The 16,272-nt window shown below is 72.3% G+C and carries 13 protein-coding genes; 5 read left to right on the top strand and 8 right to left on the bottom strand.

Annotation, left to right across the window (positions count from 1 at the left end):
* The first annotated feature begins 1 nt into the window (after window position 1).
* From IE252_RS22060 to IE252_RS22050, 3 genes are all read left to right on the top strand, one after another.
* Complete coding sequence (locus tag IE252_RS22060; protein ID WP_190091410.1) at window positions 2-1,252, top strand: glycoside hydrolase 5 family protein; 1,251 nt, start codon at window positions 2-4, stop codon at window positions 1,250-1,252.
* A gap of 194 nt (window positions 1,253-1,446) precedes the next feature.
* Window positions 1,447-3,492 (top strand): endo-beta-N-acetylglucosaminidase, encoded by a 2,046-nt coding sequence (locus tag IE252_RS22055; protein ID WP_190091174.1) that lies wholly within the window; start codon window positions 1,447-1,449, stop codon window positions 3,490-3,492.
* Window positions 3,493-3,545: 53 nt separating this feature from the next.
* Entirely contained in the window at window positions 3,546-6,593 is a 3,048-nt protein-coding gene (locus IE252_RS22050; protein WP_190091173.1) for an alpha-mannosidase, read from the top strand.
* Here the strand turns inward: IE252_RS22050 and IE252_RS22045 are convergent.
* The 5 genes from IE252_RS22045 to IE252_RS22025 all read right to left on the bottom strand — a co-directional run bounded on the left by IE252_RS22045 (window position 6,556) and on the right by IE252_RS22025 (window position 10,316).
* A complete protein-coding gene (locus tag IE252_RS22045; protein ID WP_229848710.1) occupies window positions 6,556-6,993 on the bottom strand; it encodes an STAS domain-containing protein in 438 nt (145 codons plus the stop codon). The genes IE252_RS22050 and IE252_RS22045 overlap by 38 nt on opposite strands.
* A 119-nt stretch (window positions 6,994-7,112) precedes the next feature.
* Window positions 7,113-7,838, bottom strand: a complete 726-nt coding sequence (locus IE252_RS22040; protein WP_190091172.1) for a GNAT family N-acetyltransferase — start codon at window positions 7,836-7,838, stop codon at window positions 7,113-7,115.
* Complete coding sequence (locus tag IE252_RS22035; protein ID WP_190091171.1) at window positions 7,835-8,758, bottom strand: NADP-dependent oxidoreductase; 924 nt, start codon at window positions 8,756-8,758, stop codon at window positions 7,835-7,837. Before IE252_RS22035 ends, IE252_RS22040 begins: the two co-directional genes overlap by 4 nt.
* Before the next feature lie 104 nt (window positions 8,759-8,862).
* Complete coding sequence (locus IE252_RS22030) at window positions 8,863-9,366, bottom strand: hypothetical protein (protein ID WP_190091170.1); 504 nt, start codon at window positions 9,364-9,366, stop codon at window positions 8,863-8,865.
* 164 nt (window positions 9,367-9,530) lie between these two features.
* Window positions 9,531-10,316 (bottom strand): uracil-DNA glycosylase, encoded by a 786-nt coding sequence (locus IE252_RS22025; protein WP_190091169.1) that lies wholly within the window; start codon window positions 10,314-10,316, stop codon window positions 9,531-9,533.
* A gap of 295 nt (window positions 10,317-10,611) precedes the next feature.
* Between IE252_RS22025 and IE252_RS22020 the strand changes: the two genes are divergently transcribed.
* Window positions 10,612-11,118, top strand: a complete 507-nt coding sequence (locus tag IE252_RS22020; RefSeq protein ID WP_229848707.1) for a response regulator — start codon at window positions 10,612-10,614, stop codon at window positions 11,116-11,118.
* A gap of 55 nt (window positions 11,119-11,173) precedes the next feature.
* Here IE252_RS22020 and IE252_RS22015 read toward each other — a convergent pair whose 3' ends face one another.
* The 3 genes from IE252_RS22015 to IE252_RS22005 form a co-directional block, all read right to left on the bottom strand.
* Window positions 11,174-12,571, bottom strand: a complete 1,398-nt coding sequence (locus tag IE252_RS22015; protein ID WP_190091167.1) for a cysteine desulfurase — start codon at window positions 12,569-12,571, stop codon at window positions 11,174-11,176.
* On the bottom strand, window positions 12,558-13,943 hold the full coding sequence (locus IE252_RS22010; RefSeq protein WP_190091408.1) for a family 2B encapsulin nanocompartment shell protein: 1,386 nt from the start codon (window positions 13,941-13,943) through the stop codon (window positions 12,558-12,560). Before IE252_RS22010 ends, IE252_RS22015 begins: the two co-directional genes overlap by 14 nt.
* A 329-nt stretch (window positions 13,944-14,272) precedes the next feature.
* On the bottom strand, window positions 14,273-15,382 hold the full coding sequence (locus IE252_RS22005) for an alpha/beta hydrolase (RefSeq protein ID WP_190091166.1): 1,110 nt from the start codon (window positions 15,380-15,382) through the stop codon (window positions 14,273-14,275).
* A gap of 211 nt (window positions 15,383-15,593) precedes the next feature.
* Between IE252_RS22005 and IE252_RS22000 the strand changes: the two genes are divergently transcribed.
* On the top strand, window positions 15,594-16,214 hold the full coding sequence (locus IE252_RS22000) for an LAETG motif-containing sortase-dependent surface protein (protein WP_190091165.1): 621 nt from the start codon (window positions 15,594-15,596) through the stop codon (window positions 16,212-16,214).
* The last annotated feature ends 58 nt before the right edge of the window (window positions 16,215-16,272 follow it).

The raw sequence follows: 16,272 nt of genomic DNA, 5'->3' as shown, positions 1-16,272 counted from the left end.
CATGCCTGCCGCCGTGCGCTTCGGCGCCAACTACACGCCCGGCCAGGGGTGGTTCCACCACTGGCTCGACTTCGACCTCGACGCCGTACGCGCCGACCTCGACGCGATCGCGGCCCTCGGCCTCGACCACATCCGGGTCTTCCCGGTGTGGCCGTACTTCCAGCCCAACCGCACCCTGATCCGGCCGCGCGCGGTCGAGCAGCTGGTCCAGCTCGCCGACGCGGCGGGCGAACGCGGCCTCGACGTCAACGTCGACGGCCTCCAGGGCCATCTGTCGAGCTTCGACTTCCTGCCCGCCTGGACGCAGACCTGGCACCGGCGCAGCCTCTTCACCGACCCCGAGGTGCTCGACGGGCAGGCGGCGCTGCTGCGCACGCTTGCGGGGGCGCTCGCGGACCGGCCCAACTTCATCGGGATGACGCTCGGCAACGAGATCAACCAGTTCGCGGCCGGGCCGCACCCCGACCCCGACCGCATCACGCCCGAGCAGGCCGGGGCGTGGCTGGGGCGGATGCTCGCCGCGTGCGAGGAGGGGGCGCCTGGCAAGCCTCATGTGCACGCGGAGTACGACGCCGCCTGGTACCAGGACGACCAGCCGTTCACCCCCGCGCACGCGGCCCGGGTCGGCGCCATGACCACCGTGCACTCGTGGGTGTTCAACGGTACGGCCCAGGCGCACGGGCGCGACGGCGTCGCGACCGAGCACCACGCCGCGTACCTCGTGGAGCTCTCGAAGGCCTGGGCCGACGACCCGCACCGGCCGGTGTGGCTCCAGGAGGTGGGCGCGCCCGCCCCCTTGATCCCCGCCGGGCACGCGGCGGCGTTCACCGAGGCGACGGTGGTGAACGCGCTGGACTGCGCGGATCTGTGGGGGGTCACGTGGTGGTGCTCCCACGACGTGGACCGGTCGCTGGCCGACTTTCCCGAACTGGAGTACAGCCTGGGGTTGTTGACCAGTTCCGGGCGGGTCAAGCCTGCGGGGGAGGCCGTGGCTCGGCTTGCCCGGGAGTGGCGGGGGCGTGTGCACGCGCCCGCGCCCCGGACTACCGCGCTTGTCGTCGACGCGGGGGACGAGGTGCTGGCGCCGCGCCGGTCCGTGTGTGCGCCCGGGGGGTCGGTGTTCGAGGCGTTCGCTCGGCTGGTGGGGGAGGGGGTGCGGCCTGCGGTGGTGTTGGCGAGCCGTGTTGATGACAAGGAGCACTTGGCGCTGCGCGGGATCGGCGAAGTGGTGTTCCCGGATGCCGTGGGCTGAGCCCGGCGGGGCGATGGCGTCTTCGGCTGCGGGCCGTGCGTGGCTGGGCGCGGTGAGCTCGGCGCTCGGCCGCGGCGGTGTATTCGTCTGCGGGCCGTCCCCAACTGGTCGCGCAGTTCCCCGCGCCCCTTATGGGTGCCCCACTTCGAAAAGTGCGTCCCAACACCCTCCCCGACCTGAAACGGAGACCCCTCATGCCCCAGCCCCTCCACGAACCCACCCGCCGTACCGTCGTCCTCGCCGGAGCCGGGGCGGCCGCTGCTGTCGTCGGCCCGGCCGTTGCCGCTCGGGCAGCGGCTGGCGATCCCGTCGACCTTCAGCCGTACGCCTCGTATTGGTATCCGGACTCGTTCCCTTCCGGGACCCCCGAGCCCGGCATCACCTGGCGGAGTCTCAAGGACTGGCGGGCCGAGGACGACGCCGATCTGGCCTTCAACGCCGCCACTGTGCCGCTCGCCCGGCGGTTCACGCCGGTCGCGGTGAACCGGAGCGCGCGGGCCCGGCAGGCCCGTATTCAGGCGCTCGTGTCGTTCGAGCACACGGCGGGCAACCCGTCCCAGGGAGCGGCCACCGCCGACTACTACGCGCTCACCCACTGGGCCTACCTCGACGAGCTGGTCTTCTGGGGCGGTTCGGCGGGGGAGGGGCTGATCCTGGCGCCCAACGCGCCCGTCGTGGACGCGGCGCACCGCAACGGCGTGCCCGTGCTCGGCACCGTCTTCCTGCCGCCGACCGCGTGGGGCGGCGAGCTGCGCTGGACCCGCGACCTGGTGCGGCGCGACTCGCTCGGGCGGTTCCCGCTCGCCGCGAAGCTCGTCGCGGTCGCGGTCGCGCACGGCTTCGACGGGTGGTTCGTCAACGCCGAGACCGACGGCGGCGACGCGGCCCTCGGCGCCGACATGCTCGCCTTCGTACGGGACCTCAAGGCGCGCAGCGAGGCCGCCGGGCTGCGGGTCACCTGGTATGACGCGATGACGGTGGAAGGGTCCGTGGGGTGGCAGGGAGCGCTCAACGAGCGGAATCAGGACTTCTTCCGCAGTGCCGACTCGATGTTCGTGGACTTTCGGTGGTCGGGCGATCGCCTTGCGGCCTCCGGTGAGCTTGCGGAGAGGCTCGGACGCGACCGCTACGACCTGTGGGCCGGTGTCGACGTCGAGGCCCATGGATGGGACAGCTCCGTGGACTGGGACGCCATCGTGCCCCGGGACCGGGCGCACGTCGTCTCGTACGGCCTCTACCGGCCCGAGTGGACCCGCAACCAGCTGCCCGCGGGGCGCACCCCGGCACAGTTCCACGCGGCCGACGACCGGTTCTGGACCGGGCGTTCGCTCGACCCCTCGCAGCCCGACACGGACGGCTGGCGCGCCCCGGCGACCGTCGTCGCGGACCGCTCGACCGTCGACCGGCTGCCGTTCGCGACCTCCTTCAACACCGGGCACGGTCTGCGCTGGTACGAGGGCGGCGAGGTGACCTCGGCCGTCGAGTGGAACCACCTCGGCCTCCAGGACCGGCTCCCGGGCCGCCGCTGGGTGGTCCGCACGAGCGGGCGCCGCCCGGCCGTCGCCTTCGACTTCGCGGACGCCTGGCGCGGCGGGTCCAGCCTCCTGGTCGACGGCGACTTCGACGCCCCCGCCACGGTCGAGCTCCACGCGACCCGGCTGCCGCTGTCCCGGTCCACGGTCGTCGAGCTCACCCACCGGGCCGACGCGGGCACGGTCACCGTCGAGCTGGCGGTCGCCCTGCGCGAGCCCGCCGAACCCGGTGAGCCGGTCCCGTACACCTACATCCCTGCGGGCACCCTGCGGGCGGGCGGCTCCGGCTGGACCACCGCGACCCTGCGGCTGAACACCCTTTCCGGGACGGTCCGTTCGCTCGGCGTCCGGCTCACCGCCGAGGGGCGCGCCAAGTGGCGTCTGGGCGCGCTGGCGGTGCGCGACACGGCCGCCGCGAGACGACCGGGCGCGCCTGCCCGGCTGCGCGTCACCGCCTCCGCGCCCGGCGCCGCGGGCACCTCGCTGCGCTTCGCGTGGCGCCGGGCGCCCGGCGCGGTGCGCCACTACGAGCTGCACCGCGTGCTGCCCGGGGGAAGCCGCCGCTTCCTCGGGGGAACGTGCGGGAATGCCTTCTTCGTTCCCGCACTGAAGCCGGAAGGAGGCGAGCGGGCGGCGCGGTTCGAGATACGGGCCGTCGACGAGCTGTACACGGCCTCCGCACCCGCCTCCACCGTCCACCACTGGTAACCCTCGTCCCCCTTCGCACCCCGCTCGACCCTCGACCCACGGAGCAGATCCTCATGCATGACGACCGCAGCCTGGTCGAAGCCCGCCTCAAGCGAGTCCTCGACGAGCGCATCCGCCCCGCCGTGTACCCCGAATCCGTCCCGCTGGAAGTGGCGGTGTGGCACGCGCCGGGCGAGCCCGTCCCGGTCACCGAGGGGCTGGCCGGTGCCCCCGAGCCGATCAAGGTCGGGGACGCCTGGGGCGCCCCGTGGGGCACCAGCTGGTTCCGGGTGACCGGGACCGTACCGGCCGAGTGGGCCGGGCGGACCGTCGAGGCGCTCCTCGACCTCGGCTTCGACGAGAACATGCCGGGCTTCCAGTGCGAGGGCCTCGTCTACCGCCCCGACGGCACCCCGGTGAAGGGCCTCAACCCGCGCAACCAGTGGGTGCGCGTCGGCGCGCCCGCGGTGGGCGGCGAGGAGGTGCGGCTGCACATCGAGGCCGCGTCCAACCCGGTCATCCTCGACTACCACCCCTTCGTGCCGACCGCGCTCGGCGACAAGGAGACCGCGGGCACCGAGCCGCAGTACCGGCTGGCCCGGATGGACCTCGCGGTCTTCGACGAGACGGTGTGGCAGCTCGTCCTCGACCTGGAGGTGCTGGGCGAGCTGATGCACGAACTGCCGGTCGAGGGCGCCCGGCGCTGGGACATTCTGCGGGCGATCGGCCGCGCGCTCGACGCGGTCGACCTCCAGGACGTGAACGGCAGCGCGGCGGCGGCCCGCGCCGAGCTCGCCGGTGTGCTGGCCGTGCCGGCCGGGCCCACCGCCCACCGCATCAGCGCGGTGGGGCACGCGCACATCGACTCGGCGTGGCTGTGGCCGCTGCGCGAGACCGTGCGCAAGGTGGCCCGTACGACGTCGAACATGACGGCGCTCCTGGAGGACGAGCCGGACTTCGTCTTCACCATGTCGCAGGCGCAGCAGTTCGCCTGGATCAAGGAGCACCGGCCCGAGGTGTACGCGCGCGTGAAGAAGGCCGTCTCCGACGGGCGGTTCGTGCCCGCCGGCGGGATGTGGGTGGAGTCGGACACCAACATGCCGGGCTCGGAGGCGATGGCCCGTCAGTTCGTGCACGGTAAGCGGTTCTTCCTCGACGAGTTCGGCGTCGAGAACGACGAGGCCTGGCTGCCCGACACGTTCGGCTTCGCCGCCGGGCTGCCGCAGATCATCAAGGCGGCGGGCGCCAAGTGGCTGCTCACCCAGAAGATCTCCTGGAGCCAGACCAACAAGTTCCCGCACCACACCTTCCAGTGGGAGGGCATCGACGGCACCCGGATCTTCACCCACTTCCCGCCCGTCGACACCTACAACTGCTCGATGAAGGGCAGCGAGATCGCCCACGCGGCCCGCAACTTCAAGGACAAGGGCCACGCCCGGCACTCGCTGGCCCCGACCGGCTGGGGCGACGGGGGCGGTGGCACCACCCGCGAGATGGTCGCCAAGGCGGCCCGGCTGCGGAGCCTGGAGGGCTCGGCGACCGTGGAGTGGGAGAGCCCCGCCGAGTTCTTCGCCAAGGCGCAGGCGGAGTATCCGAACGCGCCGGTGTGGGTGGGCGAGCTCTATCTGGAGCTGCACCGCGCGACGCTGACCAGCCAGGCCAAGACCAAGCAGGGCAACCGGCGCAGCGAGCACCTGCTGCGCGAGGCCGAGCTGTGGGCCGCGACGGCGGCCGTGCGGGCCGGGTTCCCCTATCCCTACGAGCAGGTGGACCGGATCTGGAAGACCGTGCTGCTGCACCAGTTCCACGACATCCTGCCCGGCTCCTCCATCGCCTGGGTGCACCGGGAGGCGGAGAAGACCTACGCCGCCGTCGCGCGGGAGCTGAACGCGATCATCGACGGCGCCCAGCGCGCGCTCGCGGGCGAGGGCGCCCCGGGCGCCACCCTGGTCTTCAACTCCGCGCCCCACACGCGCGACGGAGTGCCGGCGGGCGGGGCCGCCCCCGCTGTCCGTACCGGCGTGAGCCGAGCCGCGCCGCGCGAGGGCGGCGGTTTCGTCCTGGACAACGGGCTGCTCTCGGTGGAGATCGACGCCCGCGGGCTTGTGGTGTCCGCGTACGACATCGGCGCCGGACGTGAGACGGTCGCCCCCGGCAAGGCCGCGAACCTGCTCCAGATCCACCCCGACTTCCCGAACATGTGGGACGCCTGGGACGTGGACGCGTTCTACCGCAACACGGTGACCGATCTGACGGACCTCGACCAGCTGGTCGCGGTGGAGGACGCGGGGGTGGCGGCCGTCCGGATCGTGCGGAGCTTCGGCGACTCCAAGGTCACCCAGCTGCTCAGCCTCGCCCCCGGCGCCCAGCGGCTCGACATCGACACCGAGGTCGACTGGCACGAGACCGAGAAGTTCCTGAAGGCCGCGTTCCCCCTGGACGTCCACGCCGAGCGGTACGCGTCGGAGACCCAGTTCGGCCACGTCCACCGGCCCACCCACACCAACACCAGCTGGGAGGCGGCCAAGTTCGAGGCCTGCAACCACCGCTTCGTCCATCTGGAGGAGCCGGGCTGGGGCGTCGCCCTCGTCAACGACTCCACGTACGGGCACGACGTGACCCGGACCGTGCGCGACGCCGCCGAGGGGCCGGGCACGACCACCACGGTCCGCGTCTCGCTGCTGCGCGCCCCGCGCTTCCCCGACCCCGAGACCGACCAGGGGCTGCACCGCTTCCGGCACGCGCTGGTGCCCGGGGCCACGATCGGCGACGCGGTGCGCGAGGGCTACCGCGTCAACCTGCCGGAGCGGCGGGTGACGGGCGCGGCGGAGGTGGCGCCGCTGGTGTCGGTCGACGAGGACGCGGTGGTCGTCAGCGCGGTGAAGCTCGCCGACGACGGCAGCGGCGACGTGGTCGTACGGCTCTACGAGTCGCGGGGCGGCCGGGCCCGGGCCCGCCTCACCCCGGGCTTCGAGGCGGACGCGGTGGTGGCGACCGACCTGCTGGAGCGGCCCCTCGCCGAAAGCTCCTCCCCTGAACTGGCCGACGGTGTGGTGCGGTTGGTGTTGCGGCCCTTCGAGCTGGTCACCCTCCGGCTGACGCGGACCCGTTCGGAAGGCTGACGGCGGCCAGGGCCTGCTCCAGCGTCGGAGCAGGCCCCAGGACGGTCGTGAGGGCGGTGATCCGCAGGATCCGCAGCGTCAGCGGATGGTCGCAGACGAGCCCCCACGAGCCGCCCCGCTCGGTCACCCGGCGGTGGGCCCGCACCAGCAGGGCGAGGCCCGAGCAGTCCAGGAACCGGATGGGGCGCAGGTCCACGGCCAGCGCGCCCACCCCGTCCCCGGTGAGGGTGTCCAGGCGCGGCCGCAGCGCCTGGACGGCTTGGATGTCGATCTCGCCGTGCAGCTCGGCGACGGTCACTCCGGCCCGTGTGTGGACCCTCAGAAACGGCCGCTCGTAGTGCGGGCGGGAAGCCTGCACGAGCTCCAGCGGACCGTCGTCGACGTATTCGTCGCGGCGCACTATCTCTCCCCCAAAGGCAGCGTTTTGGTGTGAACGGCCGGGGGCTTGGGCCGCCGGGGGGAACGTTAGACGCTAGCCGGAGCGCGAAAAGTGCAGAAACAATTCACACGACCGTTTCATCACTCGATAGAGTGAAATGATGTTGCTAGGCTTGCCAGTTGGTCGTCCGGCACCCGGGCCTCCATGAACCGGGTGGTACGGCGGAGCCGGAAGCCCAGGGACTCGTAGAGGCGGATGGCGCCGGTGTTGCGCGCGCCCGTGTGCAGGAAGGGCCGCTCGCCGCGCTCCCGGATGTTCGCCGCGACCGCCAGGATCAGCCGGGTGCCCAGGCCCTGGCCCCGGAAGGCGTCGTCGGTGCAGACCGCGCTGATCTCCGTCCAGCCGGGCGGGTGCAGCCGCTCGCCCGCCATCGCCACGAGCACGCCGTCCCTGCGCACGCCCAGATAGGTGCCCAGCTCGATGGTGCGCGGCAGGAACGGGCCCGGCCGGGTCCGCTCCACCAGGTCCATCATCTCGGGCACGTCGGCGGCGGTCAGCGTGACGGCCTCGTCGAACGGACGGGCGGCCACCCCGTCGTCCACCAGCTGCACGCCGTCGGCGTTGAACGTCAACTCCCAGCCCGTGGGCGGCAGATGGCTCATTCCGAGCAGCGGAACCTCGTTGCCGGGCCCGGCCAGCGCGGCGACGTCCGCCCAGTCCTGCGGCCCGGGGTCGTCGGAGAGCGCCAGCCACGGCGTCACCTCGGGCGGATAGCGCAGCACCCGCCCGAACCGCTCGGCGAAGTGGGCGTGCGGCCCGGTGAGGGAGGCGCGGGCCGGGTTGTCCAGGGGGTGGGATGCGCTCACGGCGCCACCTCGATCACGACCTTGCCGCGTGCGTGGCCGTCCTCGACCGCGCGCAGCGCCTCGGGCGCGCGCTCCAGCGGGAACGTCGCCGTGACGAACGGGCGCAGCTCCCCGCCCACCACCAGCCGCGCCACCTCGTCGAGCACCGCGGCGGTGCGGGCCCGCAGCACCGCCGAGCCGCCGAGCCGGGCCGCCCCGGGCGGGTCGGCCGCGGTGATCAGCTTCGTACGGTCGTCGACGAGCGCGGCGACCGTCTCCAGGACCTCACCGCCGACCAGGTCGAAGACCGCGTCGACACCGTCCGGCGCCGCCGCCCGGACGCGCTCGGCCAGCCCGTCGCCCGCCGAGGACACGTGCACCGCGCCCAGCGACTCGACGAACTCCTTCTTGCCCTCGCTCGCCGTACCCACCACCTTGATCCCGAAGGCCTTGGCTATCTGGGCGACGGCCACGCCCACTCCGCCGCCGACGCCGGTGACCAGCAGCGTCGCCCCGGAGGGCAGATCCAGCTGGCGCACGCCGTCGTACGCGGTCGCCCCGGCCACCGGCAGGGTCGCCGCGTCCGCGAACGACAGACCGGCCGGCTTGTGGGCGGTCACCGGGACCGGCAGCAGCGCGTACTCCGCGTAACCGCCGCCCACCGGATTGCCGAAGACGGCGTCCCCGACGGCGAAGCCCGTCACCCCGGGGCCGAGCTCCGCGACCACGCCCGCGACCTCGTTGCCGAACACGGCGGGCAGCTCCGGCTCCGGCGCCCCTGGCCTGCGGAAGCCGTTGCGCAGCTTCCAGTCCACCGGGTTCACCCCGGCGGCCCGGACCGCGACCAGCAACTGGCCGGGGCCCGGGCGCGGCCGGTCCCGCTCGATGAACGTCTCGGTCTCGGGCCCGCCGTTGCGGGTGTACGCGTACGCCTTGGGCATCTGCTGACTCCTCGCTCTCAGCAGCTCCAAGGTCGATCCCGGTGTCGCTATTCCCGGGACTGCGCACTGTTCACACGAGCGCAACGAAGGCCGCGCCATCGCTCCTAGCAATTCGGTACGTCACCGCTGGCCTGCATGAACGCCGCGCTGGCCCAGCCGTGGGCGCCGCTCAGCCAGTACCAGGTGGAGGTTCCGTTCACGTTCGAGCCGTGGGTCCTGCACTCGATGCGGTCCTGGCTGCCCGGGCTCAGGGCGACGACGACCCCGGCGTTCAGGCTCGGGTTGTCGCGGACGTTGAGCTCGATGCGCGAGGTGACCGTGCCCCAGACCCGGCCGCCGTCGTGGTGGTCCCGGTCCCGGCCGTCGCGGTGGTCGTCCCAGCGCCAGTCGCCGCCGTGGTCGCCCCAGTCGCGACCGCTGTTGTGGTCGTCCCGGATCCAGCCGCTGATGTGGGCGTCCCACGACCAGCCGTTGCCCTGGCCGCGGTCGTGGCCGTCGCCCTGGTCGTGAGCCGGGGCCGCCGCTGCCGCGGTGGCGAGGCCGCCCATGGCGAGACCGCACGACAACAAGGTCGCGGCGGCCGCTCGACGTATCCGTCCGGTGTGCATACCGGCTCCTTTCGTCGCTCCCGCCCCTTGTGACCATCCCCTCCCATCACACACCCGGGTCGCGCGGGGTGCGATTTGGGCAGGTGGGAGCCGGTGAAGCGGCCGCCGGAGGCCAGGTTTTCGGTCAAAGTTCAACCAAAGCGGGCGGTTTCAGAGCCTCGACTTCAGAGCCCAGACAGGCGGGCAGCCTCGCCGAAGACCTCGACGAGCATGGGGAGCGTCAGCCGTCCCGTCGACGTGTTGCGCTGGCTCGGGTGGTAGCAGCCGAGCAGATGCAGCGGCGGGCGGCCTTCGTCCGACGCGGCCAGCGTCACCTGGACGCCGTGTCCGAACTTCGGCCGGGGGCGCGGCACTTGCCAGCCCGCCGCGCCCAGCACCGGCAGCAGCGCCTGCCAGCCGAACGCGCCGAGCACGACGACCGTACGCAACCCCGGGCTCAGCAGCTCCAGTTCGGCCGCCAGCCACGGGCGGCAGGTGTCGCGCTCCTGCGGCGTCGGCTTGTTGTCCGGCGGCGCGCAGTGCACGGGCGCGGCCAGCCGTACACCCCGCAGTGCGAGGCCGTCCCCGGCGTGCGTGGCCTCCGCCTGGGAGGCCAGGCCCACCGCGTGCAGCGCGGCGAAGAGGAAGTCGCCGGAGGCGTCCCCCGTGAACATCCGGCCGGTCCGGTTGCCGCCGTGCGCGGCCGGGGCGAGGCCGACGACCGCGAGCGCCGCGTCCGGCGGACCGAACCCGGGCACCGGCCGGCCCCAGTACTCCCAGTCCCGGAACGCCGCCCGTTTGGTCGCGGCGACCTCCTCGCGCCAGGCCACCAGGCGCGGACAGGCCCGGCAGCGGACCACCTGGGCGTCCAGCGCGTCGAGGCTGCGGCAGCGCGGGGCCCGCCGGGCGGGGAACGCGGGGTCGGGCTCCGCCGACGGCCCGCTCGCTTCCGTACCGCGTGCCTCGTCCATGTCCCCACGCTAGGGGAACCGGGCCCGGCCCGCCGTGCCGTCGAAGCACGCAGAAGAGCCAAAAGGGGGAGTCACAACCGGCCGAATTATTCGAACGCGGAGAGCTCCCGGACGCGCGCGGGCGTGGGCGGCGCTTCCGTTTGCGCTGGCGGACGCCCGTAGACGTCCGCCGCCCCGGCACCGGCCCCCTCGGGGGCGGGCGCAGATGCCGTTGGCAAGGTACCAAGGGCCTCCTGCGCTCGGCTCCGGGGCGCACTACTGTGAAAGTCCGGCTGCAGGGGAGTGTGGTTGGGACGTGGACAGTTCGTGGAAGATCCTCGTAGTGGACGACCGCGAGGACAACCTCTTCGCCATGGAGAGTGTGCTGCGTCCCGTGGGCCGCCCGATAGTGTGCGCCCGCAGTGGGGACGAGGCGCTGAAGACCGTGCTGCGCGGCGGCATAGCCGTGATCCTGCTCGATGTGCTGATGCCCCAGATGGACGGCCTCGAAGTGGTCGACTACCTCAAGCGCCTGGACCACACCCGCAGTCTGCCGGTCATCCTGGTCACCGGCCTCGGCCGCGACGACGACCTCGCGGCCCGCGCCTACCACCTCGGTGTCGCGGACTTCCTGGTGAAGCCGGTGGACCAGTGGGCGGTGCGCTCCAAGGTCCGCGTCCTGGCCGACCTCTATGTGGAGAACCAACTGCTGCGCCGCCGCCTCGACTCGGTGGGCGCGCCCCTGCCGCCGCTGCCGACCGTCCCGCCGCAGGCGCATCGACCGCCGTGGCGGTCGGTGCGGGTGACAGACGACAGACACTGAAATCTGTCGCCCGCCACCTGTGACCAGCTATCTGTCAGTTGTCGGCTGTCACCCGTCAGCCCGACGCCAGTTGCAGCTGACGCAACGACGCCACCAGCTGATCCACCTCCTCGGACGTGTTGTAGAGCGCCAGCGAGGCACGGGCCGCCGTCTCCAGTCCGTAGTGGGCGAGCGCGGGCTGTGCGCAGTGGTGGCCCGCGCGGATGGCGATGCCGTCGCGGTCCAGCCACTCGGCGACGCTCGCCGGGTCGTGGCCCGCCAGTGTGAAGGTCAGCACCGCGATCCGGTGGGGTGCGGCCCCGACCAGCTCCAGACCGGGCACCGTGGCCATGGCCTGCTGGGCGTACGCCATCAGCCCTTCCTCGTACGCCGTGATCGCGTCGCGGTCGAAGGAGCCCAGCCAGTCGAGGGCGGCGAGGAGTCCCACCACGCCGCCGATGTTGCCGGTGCCGGCCTCCATGCGGTGCGGGACCGGCGCGAAGGTGGTGAGACCGAAGTCCACCGAGTCGATCATGTTGCCGCCGCCCTGCCAGGGCCGCATGTCCGCGAGGACCTCCGGCTTGGCGTAGAGGGCGCCGATGCCGGTCGGGGCGAACAGCTTGTGCCCGGAGAACGCGTAGAAGTCCGCGTCCAGGTCCTGTACGTCGACCGGGAAGTGGGCGACCGCCTGGGCCCCGTCGACCAGCACCTTCGCCCCGTACCGATGGGCGAGCGCGGTCATCTCCTTCACCGGCGGGACGGTGCCCAGGACGTTGGAGGCGTGGCTGAGCGCCACCAGCTGGGTCCGTGAGGAGAGCAGGTCCGCGTACGCGAACTGGTCGATCTCCCCCTCCGGCGTCAGCGGAACCGGCACCACCCGGGCCCGTGTCTCCTTGGCGATCATCTGCCAGGGGACGATGTTGGAGTGGTGTTCCAGGACCGGTACGAGGATGTCGTCGCCGGGCCCGAGGTTGTCCCGGCCCCAGCTCTGGGCGACCAGGTTGACCGCCTCCGTGGTGCCGCGCACGAACACGATGCTGTCCGGGGCGGGCGCCCCCAGGAACCCGGCGACCGCCGCGCGCCCCGCCTCGTACATCTCGGTGGCCTCGCGGGCCATGGTGTGGGCGCCCCGGTGGATGTTGGAGTTGGCGGCGCTGTAGTACGCGCCGAGCGCCTCGATGACCTGGCGGGGCTTCTGCGTCGTCGCTCCGTTGTCCAGCCAGACCAGCGGGCGGCCGTTGACCGTGCGGTGCAGGATCGGGAAGTCCTGGCGGGCCGCCTCGGCCGAGTAGGCACCGGGCACCGAGGGCCGCCGGGGGAGCCCCGCCTGGCCGGGTGCGGCGGGCTGCTCGGGGACGCCCGCCGGCGCGGGCGCGGGCGGCTGCTCGGTCGGGGCGCCCTGCTGGGGCATCGAGGGCAGTCCCGTGACCGGCACCGACGGCACCTGCCGGGTGGTGAGGTCAGGAATAGTCATGGTAGTTGGACACCTCGACGTTCTGGAGCACGGCGACGGCGTCCTCGACCAGGACGGCCGTGTTGAAGTACGCGGTCATCAGGTACGAGGTGATGCCCTTCTGGTCGGTGCCCATGTTCCGCATCGCCAGACCGGGTTCGACCTCGTCCTGGACGCTCGACGGGCGCAGGCCCACCACGCCCTGCTCGGCCTCGCCCATCCGCATCAGCAGGATCTCGGTGGTGCCGGAGCCCATGCCGCCCGTGAACCGGACCTTGTCCGACGGCAGCAGCGGCACTCCGCGCCAGGTGATGAGCGGGCTGCCGAACCGGGTGTCGACGACCGGGGGCACGCCCCGCCGGGTACATTCACGGCCGAACGCGGCGATCGCCCGGGGGTGCGCGAGGAAGTACCCGGGCTGCTTCCAGACCTTGGCGAGCAGCTCGTCGAGGTCGTCCGGGGTGGGCGAGCCGGTGCGGGACTGGACGCGCTGCCCCGCCGAGACGTTGTTGAACAGGCCGAACTCCGGGTGGTTCAGGAGCGCCGCCTCCTGCCGCTCGCGCAGCGCCTGGACGGTGAGGTTGGACTGGGCGCGGGTCTGGTCGATGGGCCCGTTGTAGAGGTCCGCGACACGGGTGTGCACGCGCAGCACGGTCTGCGCGAGCGTCATGTGGTACTCGCGGGGCGCGTCCTCGTAGTCGACGAACGTCCCCGGCAGGTCCGGCTCGCCCACATGGCCGGAGGACAGGTCCACCGGCACCTCGGCGCCTGGCACCATGTGGTTCCCGGCGGCGTAGTCGTCCATGGCGGCCCGGACCCCCGCGTCCCGGTCGGTCAGGGCGGCGAGCGCGCTGCGCTCCGCGACCAGGGCCACGCCGGGCGTGAGCGCCTGCACGCGGTACGGCATCGGCTCGGACCGGGTCCAGCTGTCGAGGTCGAAGAACTGGCCGTCGCCGATGACTTCGAGCAGCGCCTCCTCGCCGTACCGGCCGGTCATGCGCTTCTCGGCGCGGCCGCGCACGATCACCCACAGCCGGTCGGCCGGGTCGCCGCTCTGCACCAGGACCTGCCCGGACTCGAAGGAGACCTCGGTGAAGGCGCCGGCCAGCTCGGTCAGGAGCGCGTCGTCGGCGTCGCGCAGATACGGCATCTCGCGCAGGTCGCCGGGGACGACGTGGTTGGTGCCGTCGTTGTCCGCGTACGTGGTGATCCGGTCGTCGCCCAGGACGAAGGTGCGGCGCCGGTTGACGCGGTACACCCCGGACTCGACGTCCACCCAGGGCAGGGCGCGTAACAGGTACCGGGGGGTGATGCCGCGCATCTGCGGCGTGGTCTTGGTGGCGTTCGCGAGTTGCCGTGCCGCATCCGGGCTGAGGGACATCCGGTCGTTCACCACAGGAACCTCCTCGAAGACATGAGCGTCGGCCGCTGGACGGCTGTCGCACAGGAACGAGGACCGATCGTCTGCTTGCCACGGGGCATCCACAAGGCGCCATTCACGGGGGCGTGCGGCCGCCGGGCCTGAAACCGTCCATTCAGTCAATGGATTCCTGAAATGGAATGGAGGATTCTCCCGAAGGCCTGCCTGGTGGGTACGGTCCGGGCGCGATCGGGATGCCTTTCCCCGGAATGTTTGAAAGAAATTCAACTCCCCTGGAAAAGGCGCGATATGGCCCAATGGTGACGCTATGAGCTCCTGAAAGGTCCACTTATGCTGGCCATTTACCGCGTAGGCGATCCCCAGCCATTCGGGCACTGCGCGGGTGCGGTTCCGTAGGCGAGCGCCACGAAGTCCTTGAGCTCTCCGGTCCAGTACTGATAGCTGTGTTCACCGGGTCCGGTGCAGTAACGGTGCTGGGTGGAGCGGCTGTCGAGGTTCTCGTGCAGGGTGCGGTTCCAGCCGTGGACATCGGTCTCGCCGGTCCCGTCCGCACCGCCCGCGTACAGGGCGAGTTTCCCGTCGTAGCCGTTGTAGGCATCGTTCAGGGCGAGGCTTACGGGAGTGACGGAGGGCCAGCCGTTCTGCGGGCCGAACACCGTCTCCATGCGGTACAGCGTGTCGCCGGTGACGCGGAAGAACGGATTCAGCAGTCCGCTCCAGCCGATCGCCGCACCCGCCTGCCACAGGGAATCCGCGATGGTCTTCTGGGCGTTGGCCTGATATAGATCCGTGCCCCCGGAAAAGGCGCCGACCGCCGAGAAGAGTTCGGGGTGGCGGCCGCCGTAGCGCAGCGCCCCGTACCCGCCCATGGAGGCCCCGGCGATCGCCCGGCCGGAACGGTCCCTCACCGTGGCGAAGTTGGCGTCGATCCACGGCAGCAGCTGCTCGACGTGGAAGGTCTCCCACCGCGGGGCGAAGTTCCCGTCGGTGTGCCCGGCCCAGTCGCTGTACCAGCCCGCCCGGCCGCCCTCCGGCATCACCACGATCCCGTCGAACGCCGTCCCGGCCAGCGTCGCCGCCACGTTCCCGGAGTCCGACCGCGACCACTGCTGGAAGTCGCCGCCCCCGCCGTGGAGCAGATACAGCACGGGGTACCGCCTCGCCGGATCGCTTCCGTATCCGACCGGCAGATGGATCCGCACCGTGACCGGCACCTGGACCGGGCTGATCCACGGGGTGCCGCCGCGCGGGGTGAAGGCCGCGCCGGTGGTGAAGGTCGCGTCGGCCATCCGGCCGCCGTACCCGGCGACGGCCCACCAGCTCTTGAGGGTCAAACCATGTGAATTCGGCTGCGGAAGCGCCGGGAGGGCGGTCGCGGCCGGTGCCGGTGCCGCGGCGTCCGCCCCGGCCGCCGGGACTCCCAGGGCGAGCGCGGCCGTCGCCGCGAGCACCCCAACTGCCCTGAGAAATAAGGACGTTCGTCTCATTCGGTCCCCCATGCGTGGTGGGTGTGACAACGGTGGCGCGTGTATAGCACGGGGCGACCCGTCGCGAACAGGACAGGTGAGGGGAGTGATGTGGGGGACCGCTGCTCGCCCCTGGGACGGGAGCGGTACTGTGCGCGCACCGTCAATCCGGCGGTGCGGAACAGTGGAGGATTCTGTGACCGTAATCAGAGGAACGGGGCGTCGTCGTGGAGCGCTGATAGGGGCAGCCGCTGCGGGCCTCATCGGCGTCGGCCTGAGCGCGGTGCCCGCGCAGGCCCACACCCCCGTGTGGAAGGTGACCTGCTCGACCGTCACGGTGGACCTGACCAGGTACTCCGACGAAGCCACCAACACGGTGACCATCAAGACGGCGGACGGCAAGGACCTGCTGCCCACCGAGCAGTTCAAGGGCGAGTTCCACAAGAACCTCAAGCTCCCCGCCCACGACAAGGAGCTCACGCTCCACCTCATCGTGAAGGCGGGCGACGGCGACCAGTACTCGCGCGACGAGACCAAGACGTCCCCCGTGTGCGACACGGCGCCGCCGACCAAGCCCACCCCGTCGAGCAAGCCGTCCAAGCCGTCGAAGCCGACCCCGTCGGCCAAGCCCAGCAAGCCCGCCCCCGCGCCCAGCACCTCGGCGCCGGCGGCCCCCGCCCCGGCGCCGAGCCCCAACCTGGCCGAGACCGGTTCGTCGAGCTCCACCCCGCTCGTCGCCGGTATGGGCGGTGCGGTGCTCGTCGCGGGCGCCGGCATCGTCTGGGCCGCGCGCCGGCGCCGCACGGCCCGGCACTGAACCACTCACCCCCGTGGCGGCTGCGCCGGAGACCCGACCGGTCTCCGGCGCAGCCGCG

The sequence above is a fragment of the Streptomyces melanogenes genome (assembly GCF_014649795.1).
Lineage (GTDB): Bacteria > Actinomycetota > Actinomycetes > Streptomycetales > Streptomycetaceae > Streptomyces > Streptomyces noboritoensis.
Note: the sequence above shows the minus strand (reverse complement) of the source record. Positions and strands in the feature narration are given on the sequence as shown.

Excerpts from the sequence above, each read along its gene's own strand:
- IE252_RS22060 (WP_190091410.1), top strand. The coding sequence starts at position 2 with ATGCCTGCCGCCGTGCGCTTCGGCGCCAACTACACGCCCGGCCAGGGG.
- IE252_RS22055 (WP_190091174.1), top strand. The coding sequence starts at position 1,447 with ATGCCCCAGCCCCTCCACGAACCCACCCGCCGTACCGTCGTCCTCGCC.
- IE252_RS22050 (WP_190091173.1), top strand. The coding sequence starts at position 3,546 with ATGCATGACGACCGCAGCCTGGTCGAAGCCCGCCTCAAGCGAGTCCTC.
- IE252_RS22035 (WP_190091171.1), bottom strand. The coding sequence starts at position 8,758 with ATGCCCAAGGCGTACGCGTACACCCGCAACGGCGGGCCCGAGACCGAG.
- IE252_RS22030 (WP_190091170.1), bottom strand. The coding sequence starts at position 9,366 with ATGCACACCGGACGGATACGTCGAGCGGCCGCCGCGACCTTGTTGTCG.
- IE252_RS22025 (WP_190091169.1), bottom strand. The coding sequence starts at position 10,316 with ATGGACGAGGCACGCGGTACGGAAGCGAGCGGGCCGTCGGCGGAGCCC.
- IE252_RS22015 (WP_190091167.1), bottom strand. The coding sequence starts at position 12,571 with ATGACTATTCCTGACCTCACCACCCGGCAGGTGCCGTCGGTGCCGGTC.